At 42.8% G+C, this 20,748-nt stretch carries 20 protein-coding genes and 3 tRNA genes; 12 read left to right on the top strand and 11 right to left on the bottom strand.

Features of this window, described 5'->3' with window-relative positions:
* The first annotated feature begins 115 nt into the window (after positions 1–115).
* Positions 116–205, top strand: a tRNA-Ser gene (locus Q0203_RS01645).
* A gap of 172 nt (positions 206–377) precedes the next feature.
* On the opposite strand, the gene Q0203_RS01640 is transcribed toward Q0203_RS01645, so the two are convergent.
* The 5 genes from Q0203_RS01640 to Q0203_RS01620 form a co-directional block, all read right to left on the bottom strand.
* Positions 378–1,559 carry a glutathionylspermidine synthase family protein gene (locus tag Q0203_RS01640; RefSeq protein ID WP_297929056.1) on the bottom strand — a complete coding sequence of 394 codons (1,182 nt, stop codon included), beginning with the start codon at positions 1,557–1,559 and terminating at the stop codon, positions 378–380.
* A 2-nt stretch (positions 1,560–1,561) separates the two neighbouring features.
* The gene (locus tag Q0203_RS01635) at positions 1,562–2,092 is read right to left on the bottom strand and encodes a hypothetical protein (protein WP_297929061.1); all 531 of its coding nucleotides are present in this window, start codon (positions 2,090–2,092) and stop codon (positions 1,562–1,564) included.
* Between the two features lie 202 nt (positions 2,093–2,294).
* Positions 2,295–2,371 (bottom strand) — tRNA-Lys (locus Q0203_RS01630).
* A 31-nt stretch (positions 2,372–2,402) separates the two neighbouring features.
* Positions 2,403–2,478, bottom strand: a tRNA-Lys gene (locus Q0203_RS01625).
* 165 nt (positions 2,479–2,643) lie between these two features.
* Positions 2,644–4,506, bottom strand: a complete 1,863-nt coding sequence (locus tag Q0203_RS01620) for a monovalent cation:proton antiporter-2 (CPA2) family protein (RefSeq protein ID WP_297929055.1) — start codon at positions 4,504–4,506, stop codon at positions 2,644–2,646.
* Between the two features lie 112 nt (positions 4,507–4,618).
* On the opposite strand from Q0203_RS01620, the gene Q0203_RS01615 reads away from it, so the two are divergent.
* Positions 4,619–5,431 (top strand): 5'-nucleotidase, lipoprotein e(P4) family, encoded by an 813-nt coding sequence (locus tag Q0203_RS01615; protein WP_295976768.1) that lies wholly within the window; start codon positions 4,619–4,621, stop codon positions 5,429–5,431.
* A gap of 183 nt (positions 5,432–5,614) precedes the next feature.
* On the opposite strand, the gene efp is transcribed toward Q0203_RS01615, so the two are convergent.
* Entirely contained in the window at positions 5,615–6,181 is a 567-nt protein-coding gene (gene efp / locus Q0203_RS01610; RefSeq protein ID WP_005544066.1) for an elongation factor P, read from the bottom strand.
* 30 nt (positions 6,182–6,211) lie between these two features.
* On the opposite strand from efp, the gene epmB reads away from it, so the two are divergent.
* The 3 genes from epmB (at position 6,212) to Q0203_RS01595 (ending at position 9,036) form a co-directional block, all read left to right on the top strand.
* On the top strand, positions 6,212–7,231 hold the full coding sequence (epmB, locus tag Q0203_RS01605) for an EF-P beta-lysylation protein EpmB (protein ID WP_297929054.1): 1,020 nt from the start codon (positions 6,212–6,214) through the stop codon (positions 7,229–7,231).
* 165 nt (positions 7,232–7,396) lie between these two features.
* Complete coding sequence (locus tag Q0203_RS01600; protein ID WP_297929053.1) at positions 7,397–8,590, top strand: LysM-like peptidoglycan-binding domain-containing protein; 1,194 nt, start codon at positions 7,397–7,399, stop codon at positions 8,588–8,590.
* 65 nt (positions 8,591–8,655) lie between these two features.
* Entirely contained in the window at positions 8,656–9,036 is a 381-nt protein-coding gene (locus Q0203_RS01595) for a hypothetical protein (RefSeq protein ID WP_297929052.1), read from the top strand.
* 31 nt (positions 9,037–9,067) lie between these two features.
* Here the strand turns inward: Q0203_RS01595 and arcA are convergent, their stop codons facing one another.
* The 4 genes from arcA to Q0203_RS01575 form a co-directional block, all read right to left on the bottom strand.
* Positions 9,068–9,772, bottom strand: coding sequence for a two-component system response regulator ArcA (gene arcA / locus Q0203_RS01590; RefSeq protein WP_021615813.1), 705 nt, complete (start codon positions 9,770–9,772; stop codon positions 9,068–9,070).
* Between the two features lie 266 nt (positions 9,773–10,038).
* Positions 10,039–10,179 carry a type B 50S ribosomal protein L36 gene (gene ykgO / locus Q0203_RS01585; RefSeq protein ID WP_006719061.1) on the bottom strand — a complete coding sequence of 47 codons (141 nt, stop codon included), beginning with the start codon at positions 10,177–10,179 and terminating at the stop codon, positions 10,039–10,041.
* A gap of 10 nt (positions 10,180–10,189) precedes the next feature.
* Positions 10,190–10,456: a type B 50S ribosomal protein L31 gene (locus Q0203_RS01580; protein WP_295976761.1), complete on the bottom strand. Its 267-nt coding sequence runs from the start codon at positions 10,454–10,456 to the stop codon at positions 10,190–10,192.
* A gap of 206 nt (positions 10,457–10,662) precedes the next feature.
* Positions 10,663–11,223, bottom strand: coding sequence for a TIGR00730 family Rossman fold protein (locus Q0203_RS01575; RefSeq protein ID WP_297929050.1), 561 nt, complete (start codon positions 11,221–11,223; stop codon positions 10,663–10,665).
* Positions 11,224–11,373: 150 nt separating this feature from the next.
* Between Q0203_RS01575 and Q0203_RS01570 the strand changes: the two genes are divergently transcribed.
* Together Q0203_RS01570 and Q0203_RS01565 are read left to right on the top strand one after the other, a co-directional pair.
* Positions 11,374–13,164, top strand: a complete 1,791-nt coding sequence (locus tag Q0203_RS01570; protein ID WP_297929060.1) for a protein-disulfide reductase DsbD — start codon at positions 11,374–11,376, stop codon at positions 13,162–13,164.
* 109 nt (positions 13,165–13,273) lie between these two features.
* Entirely contained in the window at positions 13,274–13,672 is a 399-nt protein-coding gene (locus Q0203_RS01565) for a DoxX family protein (RefSeq protein ID WP_295976758.1), read from the top strand.
* 231 nt (positions 13,673–13,903) lie between these two features.
* Here Q0203_RS01565 and Q0203_RS01560 read toward each other — a convergent pair whose 3' ends face one another.
* The gene (locus Q0203_RS01560) at positions 13,904–15,118 is read right to left on the bottom strand and encodes a pyridoxal phosphate-dependent aminotransferase (protein ID WP_295976757.1); all 1,215 of its coding nucleotides are present in this window, start codon (positions 15,116–15,118) and stop codon (positions 13,904–13,906) included.
* 117 nt (positions 15,119–15,235) lie between these two features.
* Between Q0203_RS01560 and Q0203_RS01555 the strand changes: the two genes are divergently transcribed.
* The 5 genes from Q0203_RS01555 to menB all read left to right on the top strand — a co-directional run bounded on the left by Q0203_RS01555 (position 15,236) and on the right by menB (position 20,635).
* Positions 15,236–16,543 carry an isochorismate synthase gene (locus Q0203_RS01555; protein ID WP_297929048.1) on the top strand — a complete coding sequence of 436 codons (1,308 nt, stop codon included), beginning with the start codon at positions 15,236–15,238 and terminating at the stop codon, positions 16,541–16,543.
* Entirely contained in the window at positions 16,534–18,240 is a 1,707-nt protein-coding gene (menD, locus tag Q0203_RS01550) for a 2-succinyl-5-enolpyruvyl-6-hydroxy-3-cyclohexene-1-carboxylic-acid synthase (protein WP_297929046.1), read from the top strand. Before Q0203_RS01555 ends, menD begins: the two co-directional genes overlap by 10 nt.
* Before the next feature lie 51 nt (positions 18,241–18,291).
* Positions 18,292–19,056 (top strand): 2-succinyl-6-hydroxy-2,4-cyclohexadiene-1-carboxylate synthase, encoded by a 765-nt coding sequence (gene menH, locus Q0203_RS01545; RefSeq protein WP_297929044.1) that lies wholly within the window; start codon positions 18,292–18,294, stop codon positions 19,054–19,056.
* Between the two features lie 78 nt (positions 19,057–19,134).
* Positions 19,135–19,404, top strand: coding sequence for a 30S ribosomal protein S15 (rpsO, locus tag Q0203_RS01540; protein WP_021615823.1), 270 nt, complete (start codon positions 19,135–19,137; stop codon positions 19,402–19,404).
* A gap of 373 nt (positions 19,405–19,777) precedes the next feature.
* Complete coding sequence (gene menB / locus Q0203_RS01535; protein ID WP_290521158.1) at positions 19,778–20,635, top strand: 1,4-dihydroxy-2-naphthoyl-CoA synthase; 858 nt, start codon at positions 19,778–19,780, stop codon at positions 20,633–20,635.
* The last annotated feature ends 113 nt before the right edge of the window (positions 20,636–20,748 follow it).

Raw genomic sequence — 20,748 nt, 5'->3', positions numbered from 1 at the left:
AATGGACGCTTATTTTACCCGATTATTGTTGAAATTTTTATCTTATGAACGACAAAATTACAAAAATACTTGACGAAACTCAATGAAATCCTTATAGTTCGCACGTCCTAATCACGGTGAGATGTCCGAGTGGTTGAAGGAGCACGCCTGGAAAGCGTGTATGTGGGAAACTGCATCGGGGGTTCGAATCCCCCTCTCACCGCCACTTCACTTGTCAAATAACGTCTTTCTTGTCAAAAATCATAGCAAAAACAGCATATTATCATTTTTCTATTTGTCGTTTTTGTTCGTGAATGTTTGTCTTTGTTGTCGTTTTTAACTCCCCATATAACTCCCTCGTGCTTTGGGGCTTTTGAGGGAGTAGATAAAGGGTTAATTTATTCCACGAAATAATGGGGGATAAAATGGCTGTCGTTGCCGGTGACGGCGGTGAAGTCTTCACGCAAGCCCATGCCGCATGCCACATTGCCCACCACCCAAGAACCGATGACCGGATACATCCCATCAAAATTCGGTAACTCAAATTTCTGCTGATAAATATAGCCGGCATTGGCGTAGAAATTTGAATGCTCACTGCCTTTGGCGGCAAACTCCAAGCCATTACTTTTTTCATAATAAAACACATTAGCCCCTTCGCGGCCTAATAACGGCTTTTTCACCCAAATAGCATTGTGATCCGTAATGTCGTGTCGATTGAAATAGGTTGGCAATAAATACGGATGGTTAGGGTGTTTTTGCCACAGTTTAGCGAGCAGGGCTTTATTGCTCAGTAACAATTTCCATGCCGGTTCAAAAAATTGTGTGGTGCTGTTTAGCATATGCGGTGCATATTCGGTGGTCGTCATCCATTCTAACGGATACAATTTGAACAGTGCTTCAATGGGTTGATTGTTGAGATCGACAAATTGTTGCGTGTCGTTGTCGTATCCAATGTCTTCAATGGTCAAGCGGTGAATATGCCAACCAGCGTTATAGGCTACATCCGCAAGATAATCTAAATTGCCCCAATCTTCCCGTCCGGCATCCGCCATCGCAGCAAAATGGAAACCGGTTTTGCCGCTTTGCTGTTGTAGCACGGAAAAACGGGTAATCAATTCTTCATGAATCCAGTTGAATTGATCGCGATTCGGTAAACCTTCCGCTTGCTCCAACCACTGCCATTGCACCACCGCGGCTTCCAATAAAGAGGTCGGCGTATCGGCGTTATATTCAAACATTTTGAGATCCTCGCCGTCATAGCCGAAATCAAAACGCCCATATAAGTGCGGTGCGTTTTCACGCCAAGATTGTTCGATCAGATTTTTTTGTAAATCGGTAAAGCGATAATGCTCGTAATCGCCTTGTTTCACTTCATCAGCAACGAAATCCATACACATGGCATGTAATTCGTTAGTGGCGTCTTCAATTTGGTCGATTTCCGCCAACGTAAATTCGTAGGCAACATTGTCCGACCAATAATGCGAGCCATCGGTAGAAGGCAGATTGTAATAATCAAAGCCCACCTCAAGCAGCTGTTGCACCATGTCGGGACGGGTTGGAATACCAGTGATACGTTTCATGATTAACCACCGCCACTTTTACTAGTGTTACTGCTACTAAACCCACCGCGTGAAATCGGTTTGCTGTTCGCGCTACCGGCGCCGCCCTTAACCAACACCGGCTTGCCCACAGAATGGTTGCCTTGTGGTCGAATAATTTGCCCGGTTGGTGTCGAAACGGCACGATTATTGGGATTGTAACTCGGCCCTAGAAAACCACTCATGGCTTTGGCGATCATGTAACCTGCCGCCGCACCGGCAATGGCGCTGCCGATAGAGGGGCCTTCATCGCCGCTGGCGGTGGTGGTTGATGTGGCATTATTGTCGCCGGCAACCGCGTTATTTTCGCTGCTCGCCATACTGCCATTATTATTTGCCACGGGGCTCGTGTTTATGCTTTGAGATTTATCCTGTTCGCATAATTCCGGTCTAATCCAGTCGGCGACGCAATCATCCAAGCTATTGTACACATCCCGTTGTACTTCATCTTCCGAGCAACCGCCTAACAGCGCGACCACGGATAATGTCACTAAAATTTGATTTTTCTTTTTCATCATAAACGTTATACCGTTAAATTATCTTTTATTCTCTACTTTTATAGAGAACGCTTATTTTATCGAAATCCTTTATTTCAGAAAGCAGAATGATAACACAGTGTTGTCATCAACGATAAGAAGGGAGGAAAATTAAAAAGCCAGCTTGTGAACTAGGAATTCGTTATATTTGATAGGTATAGGAGAATAATGTAGAGAAATGTGGTGGGTCGTATAGGATTCGAACCTATGACCAATGGATTAAGAGTCCACTGCTCTACCGGACTAAGCTAACGACCCGTTAGGATATACAGCTTTTCTAATGGCGAAGTGGTGGGTCGTGAAGGATTCGAACCTTCGACCAACGGATTAAAAGTCCGCTGCTCTACCGACTGAGCTAACGACCCATCTCGTGTGTTAGAACGGGGACTTATGATACTGATTTTATTTTAAAAATCAATAAAAAATTTATTTTTATTCGATTTTCTCGAACTTTATATGGTTTTTGGCTAAAAAGTGCCGCGATATGAGGGCATTGCGATTTCATTTCTTCTAACCCTCATTTCTCATTTTTATTTTCCGCCGTTGAGTTCTTCTAAACCGGTTTCTTCCTTTTGAGAAAGAATATCGGCTGCCCCTTCATTTAACGCTTCCGCGTGTTGTGTCGGGCGAACAAACGGTTTTGGCGTCCAATATTTTTTAACCAATTCCGCTGAGAAGCCATGTAATACTTCCTCATTTAAACGCTCTTGGTCTAATTGACGAATGGCTGTCACCACTTCATCTGCTTCAACTTGCGCAACCCCTAAACGTATTAGCGCTTCACGTCCTAAAAGTAAGGCAGATTCAAAAGTCTCACGAATTTGAAAATCAATATTAAGTTTCATTAAATTGACCGCACTTTGTCGATCGTAAGTTCTCGCCAGCACTGGCAATAACGGATATTCTTGCTTAATCTGCTCGACAATCAATTCGATACAATGGGTATCACTAATCCCCAAGATTAAACAAGAGGCTTTTTCTAAGCCACAGGCACGCAAAACATCTAAGCGGGAACCATCACCATAGTACACTTTAAAACCAAATTTTGCGGCAGAGCGAATACGATCAATATTCGCGTCAATCACGGTAACTTGGATGCCTCTTGCCAATAATGTTTGACACACAATTTGACTAAAACGCCCGAATCCCAACACAACAACATTATTTTCGACACTTTCAATTAAATCGATGCTATCTACCTGATCGTTATTGGTATTCACCGGCGTATTCGGTTTTGATAATCGGCGGAGCAATAACACAATTAGCGGTGAGAACAGCATAGAAATGATCACGGCTGCCGTAAAGGTGGCATTTAAGTCGGCAGATAACACGCCGGCAGTGGTGGCTGCGGAAAATAAAACGAAGGCAAATTCCCCACCATGCGCCATGATCGCCATGCGGCCAATGGCTTCGTTATGATTTAATAATGTGAGGCGAGCCACACCATACACACTGATTGCCTTACCTAAAATATAAAGAAAAACAATGCCAAGCAACCATAATGCATTATGCCAAACTAAAGCGAAATCTAATGACATCCCGACGCCCATAAAAAATAAGCCCAGTAATAATCCACGGAATGGTTCAATGTCCGCTTCTAATTGATGTCGGAAAGCGGATTCCGATAACATCACACCGGCGACAAATGCGCCCATCGCCATGGATAATCCGCTAATTTCCATAGCTAATGCCGCACCAAGCACCACTAATAATGCTGCGGCAGTCATCATTTCTCGAATATGCGCTTTAGAAATCATTCGGAAAATCGGATTCATCAGCCATTTACCGGCAGCGACTAAACCCAATACGGCAGCCAACGCGACGCCAATGCCTGCCCAGTTGGTAGAATGGGCGGAATTATTGCTTTCTGGTGAAAGAAAGGCGACAAATGCCAAGAGAGGAACGATGGAAAGATCTTCAAATAATAACGTAGAAACCACACGTTGACCTTTTGGCGTGGAACTAATCCCCCGTTCTTCTAAAACTTGCATGACGATTGCGGTGGAAGAAAGTGTAAAACCCATTGCCGCAATAAAGGCAACAGGAAAACTCAGGTTTAACAGGTTAATTCCGATTAATGTTAACAATACACCGGAAACAGCGACTTGCAGCAACCCTCGTCCAAAAATCGCTTTACGCATTGCCCACAAGCGTTCAGGGTGCATTTCTAAACCGATGATAAATAGGAACATTACCACGCCTAGCTCGGCCATGTGAACAATATTGGAAGGATCTTGAAACAGCCCGAAACCGGATGGTCCGATTAAACAGCCGGCGACTAAATAACCGAGTACGCTTCCCAATCCAATACGTTTAAAAAGCGGTACGATTGTGACACTGGTGGCTAATAAAACGACCGTTTTGACGAGCTCAGGATTGGATAATTCAGTCATTGTAAAACCTTATGAAAAAAGAAAGAGAATGGGTAAGAGAGTGCTATTAATTATACATGATGCTTGCTATAATTTTCAGGCATTTATCACATAAATCAAGAGGAAAAAAACAATGAAAAATACACTAAAACTGACTGCAGTTGCTGCAATGTCAGCCTTTGTATTAGTGGGTTGTGCACAAAATACGTCAAAAGGAGACGCGCAATTACAGCAACAAGCTGTATTAGGAATTAACTGGATGCAAGAATCCGGTGAATATAATGCGTTGGCTTATCAAGCATTTAACACCGCTAAAGTCGCCTTTGATCAGGCAAAAGTGAAAAAAGGCAAGAAAAAAGCCGTTGTCGTGGATTTAGATGAAACCATGATTGATAACAGCGCATATGCTGGTTGGCAAGTTAAAAACAACAAACCGTTTGATGGTAAAGATTGGACACGCTGGGTTGATGCCAGAGAATCTGGCGCTATTGCAGGTGCGGTGGAATTTAACAATTACGTGAATGCACACAAAGGCAAAATGTTCTATGTGTCTAATCGTAAAGACAAAAATGAAAAAGCCGGCACCATTGACGACATGAAACGTTTAGGTTTTACCGGTGTTGATGAATCTTCTCTTTACCTCAAAAAAGATAAGTCTGCTAAATCTGCCCGTTTTGCTGAAATTGAAAGCCAAGGTTATGAAATTGTACTGTATGTTGGTGATAACTTAGACGACTTCGGTGACGAGACACATGGCAAACTAAATGCAGAACGTCGTGATTTTGTGGCGAAAAACCAAGCGAAATTTGGTAAAAGCTACATTGTGCTTCCTAACCCGAACTACGGTGGTTGGGAAGGTGGTTTAGCCAAAGATTATTTCAAAGGCGATTCCCAAAGCAAAGTGAAAACCCGTTTAGACGCCATTAAAGCGTGGAGCGGTAAATAATTCCTTTGTGGAAAAACGTTGATAAAAATCACCGCACTTGATGTGAATCTCAAGTGCGGTGATTTTTTATCGTATTTTATTTATGGGTAACACAGATAAAATAAAAACGGAGAAAAGGTTAATGGCATTTTCTCCGTTTTGCATTGTTGTAATATTGTGCAATTACGTCAGATTAATTGCGAATTATTTCACGCGAGAAACGTATTCGCCGGAACGGGTATCAACGCGAATCACTTCACCAATTTGTACGAACAATGGCACTTTCACCACAGCACCGGTGCTTAAGGTTGCCGGTTTACCGCCGGTACCTGCGGTGTCGCCTTTAAGACCCGGGTCGGTGTCAACGATTTCTAATTCAACGAAGTTTGGCGGAGTTACTGTGATTGGTGCGCCATTCCATAAGGTAACGATACAATCTGCTTGGTCTAACAACCATTTCTCTGCATCGCCTACCGCTTTTGCGTCCGCAGAATATTGTTCAAATGTTTCCGGGTGCATGAAATACCAGAACGCATCGTCTTTATAAGAATAAGTTAAGTTTAAATCCATTACATCAGCAGCTTCAACAGAAGTACCGGATTTGAAGTTTACGTCCAATACTTTGCCGGAAATTAATTTACGAATACGGGTGCGGGTGAACGCTTGACCTTTGCCGGGTTTAACGAATTCATTTTCAACGATCACGCAAGGCTCACCGTCTTGCATAAATTTTAGACCTGGTTTGAAATCACTGGTAGTATATGTAGCCATATTATCCTCAAAAAAGATTGTTTTTTAAAAGTGGCTATTCTACATCAAAACATCCCGATTAGAGAAGAACAAAGTTGGTTAACCCATTTGGCAAATGGCATTTCTGACCCGAAAATGTTATTACAACACCTCGAACTCCCTCTCGAATCCTTCAAACACGACATAGAAGCGCGCAAATTATTTGCCATGCGCGTGCCGCTGCCTTTTGTAGAAAAGATGGAAAAGGGCAATCCAAAGGATCCGTTGTTTTTACAAGTCATGTCTTCTGCGGATGAGTTTTTACAAGCCGAAGGATTTAGTAAAGATCCGTTGGAAGAACAAGAAGATAAAAACGTCGTCCCCAACATTTTGCACAAATACCATAATCGCTTGTTATTTATGGTAAAAGGCGGTTGCGCAGTAAATTGTCGCTATTGTTTCCGCCGTCATTTTCCTTATGAAGACAACAAAGGCACCAAGCAAAATTGGCAAAAAGCATTGCAATATATTGCGGAACGCCCTGAAATTGAAGAAGTGATTTTTTCCGGCGGCGATCCGTTGATGGCAAAAGATCACGAGCTCGAGTGGCTGATAAAACACTTAGAAAACATACCGCACTTAAAACGCCTTCGTATTCATTCCCGTCTGCCGGTCGTTATTCCGCAACGGATAACCGATGCGTTTTGTCGCCTTTTAGCGCAAACCCGGTTGCAAAAAATTTTGGTCACCCATGTCAATCATGCCAATGAAATTGATGCGGATTTTGCCCATGCCATGGCGAAATTAAAGGATTGCGGCGTCGTTTTATTAAACCAATCGGTTTTACTCAAAAATGTGAATGATGACGCACTAATTCTGAAAACATTGAGTGACCGTTTATTTTCAGTGGGCATTTTACCTTATTATTTGCATTTGTTAGATAAAGTCGAAGGCGCAACGCATTTTTATCTTAATGACGCCCAAGCCCTGAAAATTTATAAAGAGCTACAACGCATTAGCTCCGGCTATTTGGTGCCGAAACTTGCCCGTGAAATCGGTGGAGAACCGAATAAAACTTTATATTCGTCTTGAGAAGACGGTATCAAAAAAGGAAAAGATGCTTTAAAATAGGCAAGATTTTTTATGGATAAATTATGACGTAACAGATTCGGTTAGGTGGTTTTTCATAAGATGAAAAACACGCTCAAAAATAACCGCACTTTACGGGTTATTGTATTATTTAATTAGAGGTATATCGTGGATTCTGAACAAAGAAACCTTGGAAATCAAAATAACTTAGCCGATTCGGCTCAAAATGAATTAGATTTAGGATTAAACAAAATGGAACCTATTACACCGAAGAAAGCCATCGGCAACGAGCCATCTTTACTGGAAAGAGCAAAAACACTTTTTAATAAAAAGCCTCAAACCGCAGTAGAACGTAAAGAACCCACATTACGGGATTTTTCCACCGCACCGAATACGAGTGAGGAAGCCTTTGTTCCCTCAACTGCACCGGAAGAACATCATGTGGCGGCAGATCCGATAGTGGCCGAAGAGGTGTTATCTGCTACAACAGAATCCTCGGTGACCGAAGAAAATAGTGTCAAAGCAACGGCTTCTGTGCCTAAAGCAACAAAAGCAACATTAGCTTCACCTGAAAATTGGAAGATTTTGAGCATATTGCCACAAAAACATCGTCGTATTTTTGTCGCACTTTGCATATTGTTGCTTCTGCTTCTTTTTATCCTTTTAATGAAGCCAAGTTCTGAAACCGTGCAATCTTTCGAACAACAAAATAGCAATAATATTCCCATTCAGTTCCAGCAGTTAGATCAAACGCAGGAAAATGAAGCCACCGTGTTAGATGCACAGACCGCCTCATCGCCAAGTTCATTAGAAATTACCCAGCCGAATATTACAACAAATACAAACAGTGAGGCAGCGGTTGCGGAGAACAAAGGTGCTGAAACCAATACGCCAAAAGCGGAAACCCCTGTGCGTACTGAGGCAGTTAAACCTCATGTGGCTCAACATGTAGCGAAAAAGGTTGAAACGGAAAGTGTTCGCGAAGAAAAAGCACCGGCTAAGCCGCAACCTGTCGTTCAAAATAAACCGCAAGTCAAACCACAGGCACCGAAACGTGTTATTGAAGTTGTCGAGGCAAAATCGGCAGTGCGTCCGGCTGCTGCAACAGCGGTTACCGGCAAGAATCTTGTTGTGCCTCAAGGCGTATCACTCATGCAGGTGTTCCGTGATAACAATTTACAAATTGCCGATGTTAATGCTATGACGAAAGCAAACGGTGCGGGCAATGTGCTCAGTAGCTTCAAACCTGGCGATCAAGTTCAGGTATTACTGAATGCGCAAGGTCGTGTGACGGAGTTACGTTTATCCAATGGCGGACATTTTATTCGACAGGCAGACGGTAGCTATACTTTTAAGAAATAGATCCATAAAACTTGATAGGCATAGTCATGGCATTATGCCTATCTGCTTTTTAAAAGGAGAAGATCATGCTAAAAGCGGGCTTGATGTTATTGACTATTTGGGGATTAATCGGATGCGCAACAAAACCGGTAGTTGCCACGAAAACAGATAAAAAACCGATGCCAACGGCATTACAAAAATCGACTCAAAAGGGAACGGCAGTAGAGTATTTATGTAAAGATAATAAAGTCGTTCGTGTGACTAAACATTCCCGAAAGAATAAAAAAGGCACTCAAACATCAATTGCTGTGACATTTGATGGTGTGACGCAAAAACTTACGCCAAGTATCGCTGAGAACGGCAGAAATTATTCCAATATTCATTGGGTTTGGCTGGAACGTAAAGAGGCTAATACACTTAAGACTAGCCTTGGGGAAGTGCTGGCGGAACAGTGCGTGCCTCGCTGATTATCTTATTATCGCCAGCGCAATTTGCATTTTATTCTAAGGTTCCACAAAAACGGTAACCTTCACCATGGATGGTGGCGATAATTTCCGGTGTGTCGTGATGATCCTCGAAATGCTTACGAATACGGCGAATCGTCACATCGACAGTCCGATCTTGCGGTTTGAGTTCACGACCGGTCATTTTTTTCAATAACTCTTCACGGGTCTGAATTTTGCCCGGATTTTCGCAGAAATGTAACATGGCACGAAATTCACTGCGAGGCAGTTTACGTTCTTCACCTTCCGGTGTAATCAAGGTACGACTGTTTAAATCCAACGTCCAACCGTTAAATTTATACTGTTCGACATGATGCGCACGTTGATTTTCTTGCATGGTGCGCTGCAATAGATTACGCGCACGAATAGTGAGTTCACGTGGATTGAATGGCTTAGTGATGTAATCATCAGCACCGATTTCTAACCCGAGAATTTTATCCACTTCATTATCACGCCCAGTTAAAAACATTAAGGCAATATCGGCATTCTCACGTAATTCACGCGCCAACATTAATCCGTTTTTTCCCGGCAGATTAATATCCATAATCACCAAATGAATGATTTCTGTTTCTAAAATTTGGTGCATCTGAAGCCCATCAGAGGCTTCAAAAACATCATACCCTTCCGCTTGAAAAATGCTTTTTAATGTATTTCGGGTAATCGTTTCGTCTTCAACAATTAAAATTTGTGGTGTTTGCATGGGCAAATCCTTTATTTGCCTAATGAGAGTTTTATCATGAGGCGATGAAAAATAAATCCAATTTTATTTTATAGTTGCAACATTATCGTAACAATGAAAAATACAACATAATGAGTATTAGCGTTTAATTCTATGATCTACGTCATGAAATTGGCAAGGCTTAATCGGCTTTCGACTAAAATAAAAAATCCTCCGACAGCCTGAATACCCTCGGAGGATAAAGTGAGCATTCGCTCAATATTTACACACAAAATAATAATGATTTTTTAACGTTTCTTTTTCCCGCCTTGGCGTGCTTTGAAACGAGGATTTTCTTTACAAATCACATACACCACGCCATGACGACGCACAACTTTACAACCAGGATGACGTGTTTTAGCGGTTTTTAATGAAGATAATACTTGCATTTTAGCGTCCTTATTTTGATTTTAATGAACCGAATTTGCCGTAACGACTAGCAAATTCGCTAGCGCGACCTTCGCTGGCAATTTGTCTTGTTTTACCGGTGTAAAATGGATGTGAGGCGGAGGACGTATCGCACATAAACACTGGATATTCGTTACCGTCTTCCCATTTCATGGTCGAGGTGGTACGTGCACAAGAACGAATTAAAAAGCCTTGCTTGGCGTTGGAATCATAAAAAAGCACAGTGCGATAATTTTCAGGATGGATACCTTTTTTCATTTGCTTAAAACCTTATTTTTTAGTGAAAAATAACAATGCGTGCTATCCTACATCAAAATATTTTTTCATGCAAACTTATTTTAAATAAAAAAATAAGAAGCAAAAATTGTGATGGTAAGTGACAAGATAGATGAAATCTGCGCTTTTCATCATCTGTTTTTACTTACTTAATTTTTGTCAAAAAATGAAAGAATTCCTGACCACACTTAATAATGACGAAATTCAGGCGGTTGATAGTCAGCAATAAATCGTTCAATTTCTGCGAAATTCTCGCTAAATAACAGTTTTTTGAATGCGTCTTCAGAGAGAAAACCGGTTTCGACCATGCGTTGATAGAGGGCTTTTAAGGGATCATAGAAGCCATTTTTATTGAATAAAATGCAAGGATGAGGATTTTTTCCGATTCTTGCCCAAGAATAAACTTCCGCGATTTCTTCCAATGTACCGGCGCCACCGGGTAAGGCGATGCAGGCATCAGCTAATTTGAGCATATTGGCTTTTCTTTCAGCCATCGAATCCACCACCATGAGCTCCGTACAACCGGTGTGTATCGGCTCTCGAGCCTGTAAAAAGGCGGGCATAATGCCGATGACTTTGCCACCATGGGCTAATACCGTATCGGCTAATAATCCCATCAAACCGATTTTCCCACCACCATAAACCAAGGTGTGTTGTTTTTGTGCAATCCATTGTCCCATGGCAATCGTTGCTTGTTGGTATTCGGGCTGATTACCTAAACTTGCGCCGCAATAAACTGTAATGTGCATTTTTTAATCCTATTTTTATTTGATGTCGATCCTGACAATCTATTTTACCGTTTGTAGTAATTGATTTTAGAGAGAATATTTTACAACAAAATCCTTGTTGTAATGCTAGAATGAACCCCATTTTTATTTAGGATAACGTGCGATTTTATGATGAAAAAACTGTTTATTTTCTTAGTCTGTTGCTTGACTGCCATGGCCGCACAAGCAGATTTATTTAATAATAAGACTAAATTCTTACCGGTGGATCAGGCTTTCCAGCTGGATGTGCAACGGTCTAACACTGGCGTTTCGATGCAGTGGCAAATTGCGGAAAATTACTATTTATATCAAGATAAATTGGCATTTTCAGTGAATGGCAAGCCCGTTGAAAATGCACCGCAATTTCTTTCCTCCGCAGAACAATATGAAGATCCTTACTTTGGATTAGTGACCATTTTCAAACATGACCTTAATCTGACGTTGCCGTTAAAAGATCCTCAACCACAGGATCTGCTTGAAGTCACCTATCAAGGTTGTGCGAAGGGGTTTTGCTATCCGCCGGAAACCAAACAATTCCAAATCGGTGATCTTTTATCAAACGTTTCTGCCGGTCATGAGGCGCAAAATGGTGCAGAGACGCATCAGACATCACAAAGTGCGGTGGAAAATGCCAACGTTTTTTCATCACAACAAAATCAACTGGCAGAGAGTCTGTCGCAAAGTAAATACGCCATGTTGTGGTTTTTTGTCTTAGGTATCGGATTGGCCTTTACGCCTTGCGTACTACCCATGTTGCCGTTGCTTTCTGCCATTGTCATCGGCGGTCGGAAAGAAGAGACCGGCAACTGGCGGGCACTTGCGCTTAGTTTTGTGTATGTGCAAGGTATGGCATTAACCTATACCTTGCTCGGTTTGGTGGTCGTACTGATTGGCTTGCCGTTCCAAATTGCCCTGCAAAGTCCTTATGTTCTGATTGGGCTTTCCGTCGTCTTCGTATTGTTGGCGTTGTCCATGTTTGGTGTATTTACATTACAGCTGCCTTCGTCTTTGCAAACGAAACTGACGCAATTTAGCCAACAACAAAAAAGCGGCGCCTTTTTCGGGGTGTTTGTCATGGGGGCGATTGCCGGCTTAGTGGCGTCTCCTTGCACCTCTGCGCCCTTATCCGGTGCATTGCTTTATGTCGCGCAATCCGGCGATTTCGTCATCGGCGCATTGACCCTTTATTTATTGGCGTTAGGCATGGGCTTGCCGCTCATATTAATTACCGTATTCGGAAATAAAATCCTACCGAAATCCGGGGCTTGGATGGAAAACGTGAAAACCGCCTTTGGTTTTGTCATGTTGGCATTACCGATTTTCCTGATTTCGCGCATTATTCCAAGCATGTGGGAACCGCGTTTATGGGCATTACTTGGCGTGAGTTTCTTCATTTGGTTGGCCACACAGATGCGTTCAAACGGTATTGGTTTATTCTTCCGTATTGTGTTCTTTGTTGCCGCCATGGTTTCGGCACAACCGTTACAAAATTGGGTGTGGCAAGATAATGCGGCGACCTCACAAGCCGCGAATACACAAAGTGCGGTCCAAAATTCGCTCGTTTTTCAACAAATTTCAAATTATGACGAATTGCAAGCGGTGCTAAAACAGCACCCGAATAAAATTGCCATGTTGGATTTATATGCCGATTGGTGCGTTGCCTGTAAGGAATTTGAACATAAAACCTTTGCGGATCCGCAAGTACAAACCGCGCTGAGTGACGTTTTATTATTAAGAGTGGATATGACAAATAACAGCGAATCTAACCGCACTTTAATGAAGACGCTTGCGGTAACAGGCTTGCCTACGATTATTTTCTTTAATCAACAAGGCGAAGAAATTCAAGCGCAACGGATTACCGGGTTTTTACCTGCGGAAGCCTTTATGGCAACGTTAAACGCCGCGAAAAGCGCAAATTATTAACAAATTGGAAATAATCCTTTTCTGTTTGAAGTATTTTTCCCCTTTTTCGTTGTGTTAGCATAGGCCACCTCACTAACACAATCCAATTTAATTTATAGAAGGAAAATTTATGTTTTTAGACAAATATCGTCATTATGTTTTAGGTTTATTACGCATCGTTTTGGGCTATGCTTTTGTCTTACACGGTACTGCGAAATTTTGGGAATTCCCGATCTCCATGACCGGTGGAAACGGTTCTGTAGAACTTGCCTCGTTAATGGGCGTGGGTGGCGTGATTGAATTGGTCTTTGGTATTTTATTTACACTCGGCTTATTGACCCGCCTTTCAGCCTTTATTTTGAGTGGTCAAATGGCCGTGGCGTATTTCATGCTCCATGCGCCGAAAGGTGTGCTTTTCCCGCTAATGAATGGCGGTGAAGCAGCGGTATTATATTGTTTTATCTTCTTCTATTTTGTTTTTGCCGGTGCGGGCGCTTTCGCATTAGACAATAAAACAGCGAAAAAATAAGATGTTGATAAATAACAATCCGCACGTTTTACGTGCGGATTGTTATTAACCTCGATGCGTCATTCATGATTTCGTACGTAGCGTGCATCTTGATGCACGAATGGTTAACCTCGATGCGTCATTTATGATTTTGTGCAACAAGTTGCACGCTACGATTCCAAAAAATGATCGCACTTTATGCTAAACAAAAAGCCCCGGATGGCTATTCGGGGCTTTTTCTTCTGGAAAACATTATTGATGATAATGCGACAAGAACCGCGCAAATTTGCCTAAGGCTTCTTCAATTTGATAAACATACGGCAATGTCACAATACGGAAGTGATCCGGTGAATGCCAGTTAAAACCACGACCGTGCACCAACAAGACTTTTTCCTGCGCCAATAAATCAAACACCATTTTTTCATCGTCATACATATTAAATTTTTTGATGTCGATTTTCGGGAACATATACAACGCCCCCATCGGCTTCGTACAACTAATTCCCGGGATTTGGTTGAGCAATTCATAGGCTTTATTACGTTGTTCTAACAAGCGTCCGCCCGGCAAAATGAATTCGTTAATGCTTTGATAGCCACCAAGTGCGGTCTGAATTGCATGTTGCATCGGTACGTTGGCACACAAACGCATAGATGCCAGCATATCCAAACCTTCGATGTAACCTTTGGCGTGTTTTTTGGGTCCATTTAAAATCATCCAACCTTGGCGAAAACCGGCAACACGATAAGCTTTGGATAAGCCGTTAAACGTGACCGTCAATAAATCCGGTGCTAATGCGGCAATATGGTGATGTACCGCACCATCGTATAAAATTTTGTCGTAAATCTCGTCGGCAAAAATGATTAAATTATTCTGACGTGCCACTTCAACGATGTCTAACAGCAATTCTTTGCTGTAAACCGCCCCCGTCGGGTTATTCGGATTAATAATCACAATGGCTTTCGTGCGTGAGGTGACTTTGCTTTTGATGTCTTCCACATCCGGGAACCAATCTGCCTGTTCATCACACAAATAATGTACCGCTTTACCGCCCGCCAACGTTGCCGCGGCAGTCCATAATGGATAATCCGGCATAGGAATTAACACTTCATCACCATCATTCAACAGTGCTTGCATCGCCATCGTAATCAACTCTGACACGCCATTTCCGATGTAAACATCATTCACCGTGACGCTACGAATATCTTTCGATTGATAATATTGCACAATCGCTTTGCGGGCAGAATAAAGCCCTTTGGAGTCACAATAACCTTGGGCTGAAGGCAGATTGCGTAAGACATCAACGAGAATTTCATCAGGCGCTTCAAAACCAAAAGGCGCGGGATTACCGATATTCAGTTTTAAAATTTTATGCCCTTCTTCTTCAAGGCGTAGTGCCTCTTTGTGCACGGGTCCGCGAATATCGTAACAAACGTGCTCTAATTTATCTGATTTGGGAAAGCGTTCCATAGTTTTGACCTTGAGTAATTAAGAAATGAAATATTTTGTGAAAAATTCCCGTAAAGTGCGGTAGAATTGCGGTTCATTTTTAACTTATTTTCCCGTTAAAGACAATGCTTTTTCAAAATGGATAGTTTGCAATCACTTAAAACGCAATTAATCAGTCAAATTAATGCATTACAATTAAATCAACCTCATCACATTGCGGTCTGTTCAGCACAAGCCGAATGCGCGGTTGATTTATTAGGTTGGCTAAAAGCACAACCGCACTATCCGCAATTCTATTTTCAATTACAGCAAACAACACAATGCTTTGCCACGATTGGCGCCGTTCGTACATTTCAACAATTAGATGCGGCGCAAAATTTCGTGAATCAACACAATTTGCCTCTTTTCGGCGGCATTCAATTTTACGGGCAAACCACCTTTTTTCTGCCGCAGTTAGTGTTAGAACAGCGCGATAATCAAATTAATGTCACGGTTTTTATTGACCAAAATGATCTTATCCACAGTAAAGACAACGCATTACAGGTTTTAAAAACATTTGAAAAAACGACCGCACTTTTACCGCTTCAAAGCCAAGCGGATTTGATTGAACAACAAGCAAATCCAACACAATGGGCAAATTGGGTAGAAAAGGCACTTACGCAAATTCACGAGAAAGCAGTCACCAAATTAGTGTTAGCCAATAAAAGCACCTTTGTCCTCAATCAACCACTCAATGCCAAGGATTTTTTAGCGCAAAGTGAAATTTACAATAAAGGCTGCTACCACTTTCTTTTTGCGCAAGATGAAAAAAACTGTTTCCTCGGTTCTTCGCCTGAACGTTTATATGCACGTCATGAGCGTCATTTAAAAACAGAGGCTCTCGCAGGTACTGCGCCTATGAGCGAAGACCATGAAGCCAATCGTAACCAAGCCGATTGGTTACTTAACGACAAGAAAAACATTCGTGAAAACCAATTGGTGGCAGATGGGATTTGTGCCAATTTAGCCCCTTTTACTCAACACATTGAAGTAGGCAACCTCGGCATCAAACAGCTGCGTCAAGTACAACATTTACGCCGAGAAATCACCGCACTTTTAACCGATAACTGTACCGACTTAAACTGTTTGCAAGCCATTCATCCAACGGCCGCTGTTGCCGGTTTGCCCCAACAAAATGCGAAAACATTGTTACAGCAAATTGAACATTACGATCGCGGTTGGTATGCGGGCACATTAGGCTTTTTTAATCAACAACAAGCGGAGTTTTGTGTGGCGATTCGTTCGGCCTTTGTTGAAGCTGACAAAATTCATGTGTTTGCCGGTGCCGGTATTGTTGAGGGCTCAGTTCCCTTGCTAGAATGGCAAGAAATCGAGCGCAAAGCCGCGGGATTAATCTCATTATTAAAAATAACGAAATCTGAAAACGGAGAGCAAAAATGTCAGTAAGCGTCTTTAATCGTTGTTGGTCAAAAGTGATCTTGGAAACCCTTGTGCGTCAAGGCGTAACCCACTTTTGTATCGCGCCCGGTTCGCGTTCGACCCCACTGACATTGGAAGCCGTACGTTTACAAAATGCCAATCGTGCCCTTTGCCATACGCATTTTGATGAACGCGGTTTAGGTTTCTTTGCTCTTGGCATCGCAAAATCTACCAAGAAACCCGTTGCCGTTATTGTCACTTCCGGCACGGCTGCCGCCAATTTATACCCGGCAATCATTGAAGCCCGTCAAAGTCACGTCAATCTGATTGTGCTGACTGCGGATCGTCCACCGGAACTCTTAGAGTGCGGTGCAAATCAGGCGATTTTGCAAGAAAATATGTTTGCCGATTATCCCCTTACCAATTTGAATCTTCCGCGCCCAAGCCAAGATTATGCAGCAAGTTGGTTGATTTCAAAAATTGAGCAAGCCTGCCATAAACAAGCGGAAGAATTGGGCGTGATTCACATCAATGTGCCTTTTGCCGAGCCTTTATATGATGCCAACGCAGAAGAAATTGACGTTCATCCTTGGTTAGCGCCCGTTCAACGTTGGTTAAGCCAAAATAAAAGTTGGACAACCTACCCTGCGCCACATCAAGAAGTATTGATTCACGAACACTGGGATCAATGGCGAACCAAACGCGGAATTATTGTGGCGGGCAGAATGCCGGCAGAACAAGCCATGGGTATTGCTTCTTGGGCAAATACCATGGGCTGGGTGTTGCTGACCGATATTCAATCCGGCGTGGAAGCCAGTTTGCCTTATGCGGATATTTGGCTTGCGAATCAAACGGTGAAACAAAAAATGTTGCAGGCAGATATTGTCATTCAGCTTGGCAACCGTTTTATTAGCAAACGCATCAACCAGTTTTTAGCTGAATTTAAAAACGAATATTGGATTGTGGATGAAAACCCGCAAGCGGTGGATCCTTACCATCATTCCCACACCCGTTTTGTTGCCAAAATTCATCATTGGTTACGCGCCCATCCGCCGTTAAGACAAAAACCGTGGTTACTGGAAGCGTTGGCGTTATCCAAATTCTGCGCCACCTTTATTGAGCAGCAAGTGGGTGGCAATTTAAATGAAGCTTCCTTAGCCCACCACATTGAACGTTTATTACCAAACAACGGCACCCTTTTCCTCGGTAACAGCTTATTTGTGCGTTTAGTGGATGCGCTCACCAAATTGCCGGAGGGCTACCCGATTCATACTAATCGTGGCGCAAGCGGTATTGACGGTTTACTTGCCACCGTTGCCGGCATTGGTATTGGTTCTAATCAACCGGTCGTTGCCTTAGTGGGTGATACCTCTGCGCTTTATGATTTAAACTCGTTGGCATTGTTCAAAAAACTTACCCAACCGACCATTTTGTTTATTATCAACAACAACGGTGGGGCGATTTTTGATATGTTGCCGGTGGATGCTGAAGTGAAAGATAAGTTCTATCGTATGCCACACCACACCGAGTTTTCCCAAGTGGCGTCCATGTTCGATTTAAAATATGCCCGTCCTTATACCTGGGCGGATTTAAGCTCCGTGCTAAAACAAGCCTATTCACGTCGCGAAGCCACTATCATCGAAATTAAAGTCGCGCCGAATGACGGCAGCACCATTTACAAACGCCTCATCGACCAAATCAGCTATGCGGTTGTTGGCGAATAAACGGAAAGAGCAAAAGCAAACTATCTCACGTTAGTTTGCTTTTTTCATGTGATGAAACCTTACCTCGTTTTTTTACACGGCTTACTCGGCACTCAAACCGACTGGCAAAAACTCACGGGAAATCTACCGCACTTTCATTGCGTTGCCTTGGATTTGCCTTTCCACGGCAGCGCGAAAAATCACCCTGTACGGGATTTTGATGATACCTGCGCTTACATAGCACAACACATCCAAAGTGCGGTAGGAAATCGCCCGTATTTTTTAGTGGGCTACTCCCTCGGTGGCAGAATCGCGCTGTATTACGCCCTTTGCAGTCAACAGGACAAATACAACCTACAAGGGCTGATTATTGAAGGTGGCAATCTTGGATTGATAAATGAGGCAGACAAAAAAGTGCGGTGGGAAAATGATGTGTTTTGGGCGCAACGTTTTCGCCATGAAACCGCGACTTCCGTGCTGAATGATTGGTATCAACAACCTGTCTTCGCCCATTTAACGGAAGAGCAACGCAAGGCGTTGATCGAAAAACGCCAAGCCAACTGCGGCGATAATATCGCCCAAATGCTGTTGGCGACCTCCCTTGCTAAACAACCGGATTTACGCCCTTACCTCAAAAACAGTCCTTATCCGATCTATTATTTCTGCGGCGAACGGGATCATAAATTCAAACAAATGGCGTTAGAAAATCAGCTGAACCTGACGCTTATTCCTCAAGCAGGGCATAATGCGCATCAAGAAAATCCAACAGTATTTGCCGAGCAATTAAATGCGTTATTACAGGATAAATTCGTTGCTTTTTCGCCGCACAATGGCTAAAATCTGCACTCCTTTGTCGTCGCTGAATTAGAGATCGGCGAACGATGTATTATTAACCACTTCATATTAGGAGTTATTATGTCTCTAAGTACTGAACAAAAAGCAAAAATCGTTGCTGAATTTGGTCGCGATGGTAAAGACACCGGTTCTTCTGAAGTTCAAATCGCTTTATTAACCGCACAAATCAACCACTTACAAGCACACTTTGCTGAACACAAAAAAGACCACCATGGTCGCCGCGGTTTATTACGCATGGTTTCCCGTCGTCGTAAACTTTTAGATTACTTAAAACGTACTAATCTTGAACTTTACAGCAGCTTAATCGCTCGTTTAGGTTTACGTCGCTAATCTACGTATTAAATTACTGAATAAGTGATGTCAAAAGCTGATTTCTCCTTGTGGGAAGTCGGCTTTTTTATTATGCATGGTTTGTGTTGTTGATTGCCGTGCGGAGCATTTTCAGTGCGTAGCGTGCATCTTGATGCACGACCAAACCACGCACGGAACGTTATTTAAGCCTTTCGAGCATTCACGATTTCGTGCAACAAGTTGCACGCTACGATTCTGAATAAGTTATGTCAAAATCTGATTTCTCCTTGTGGGAAGTCAGCTTTTTTATTGTGCATGGTTCGTGTTGTTGATCGCCGTGCGGAGCATTTTCAGATTCAGAAAACTTCCGCTATAATGACCGCACTTTTTAACCTCAATAAAGGAATTTCTCATGCAAAACCCAAAAGATGATGTTTTATATGCACCGGTTGAGTGGGTGGATCACAGTGCGGGTTACACCGACATTCGTTATCACAAATCCACTGACGGCATTGCCAAAATCACCATTAATCGTCCTGAAGTGCGCAACGCGTTCCGTCCGCAAACCGTAAAAGAAATGATCACCGCGTTTGCTGATGCCCGTTTTGATGAAAAAATCGGTGTCATCGTGTTGACCGGTGAAGGCGAAAAAGCCTTCTGTTCCGGTGGTGACCAAAAAGTACGCGGCGATTACGGCGGCTACAAAGATGACAGCGGTGTACATCATCTTAACGTCTTGGATTTCCAACGGGATATTCGTAGCTGCCCGAAACCGGTCGTGGCGATGGTGGCAGGTTACGCCATTGGTGGCGGTCATGTATTGCATATGTTATGCGATCTCACCATTTCCGCAGACAACGCGATTTATGGTCAAACCGGTCCGAAAGTGGGTTCCTTTGATGGCGGCTGGGGCGCAAGCTACATGGCGCGTATTGTCGGTCAGAAAAAAGCGCGTGAAATTTGGTTCTTATGCCGTCAATATAATGCCCAAGAAGCCTTAGAGATGGGCTTAGTGAACACGGTAGTGCCTTATGCGGATTTAGAAAAAGAAACCGTGCGTTGGTGTCGCGAAATGCTCCGCAACAGCCCGATTGCTTTACGTTGCTTGAAAGCGGCACTCAATGCGGACTGTGATGGACAAGCCGGTCTTCAAGAACTTGCCGGTAATGCCACCATGTTGTTCTACATGACGGAAGAAGGACAAGAAGGTCGTAACGCATTTAATGAAAAACGTGCGCCTGATTTTAGTAAGTTCAAGCGTAATCCATAGTAAACGCGCTTTCTTAACATAGACTGTTAATTTATCTAAAAAAAACGACCGCACTTTATGATCTGACCCCAAAAAGTTAGACTGTTATTTAAAGGACTGCTTCCGATATTGTA

It is taken from the genome of uncultured Aggregatibacter sp. (assembly GCF_938046485.1).
In the GTDB taxonomy this organism is placed as follows: domain Bacteria; phylum Pseudomonadota; class Gammaproteobacteria; order Enterobacterales; family Pasteurellaceae; genus Aggregatibacter.
This window is presented reverse-complemented; position numbering and strand designations above follow the sequence as displayed.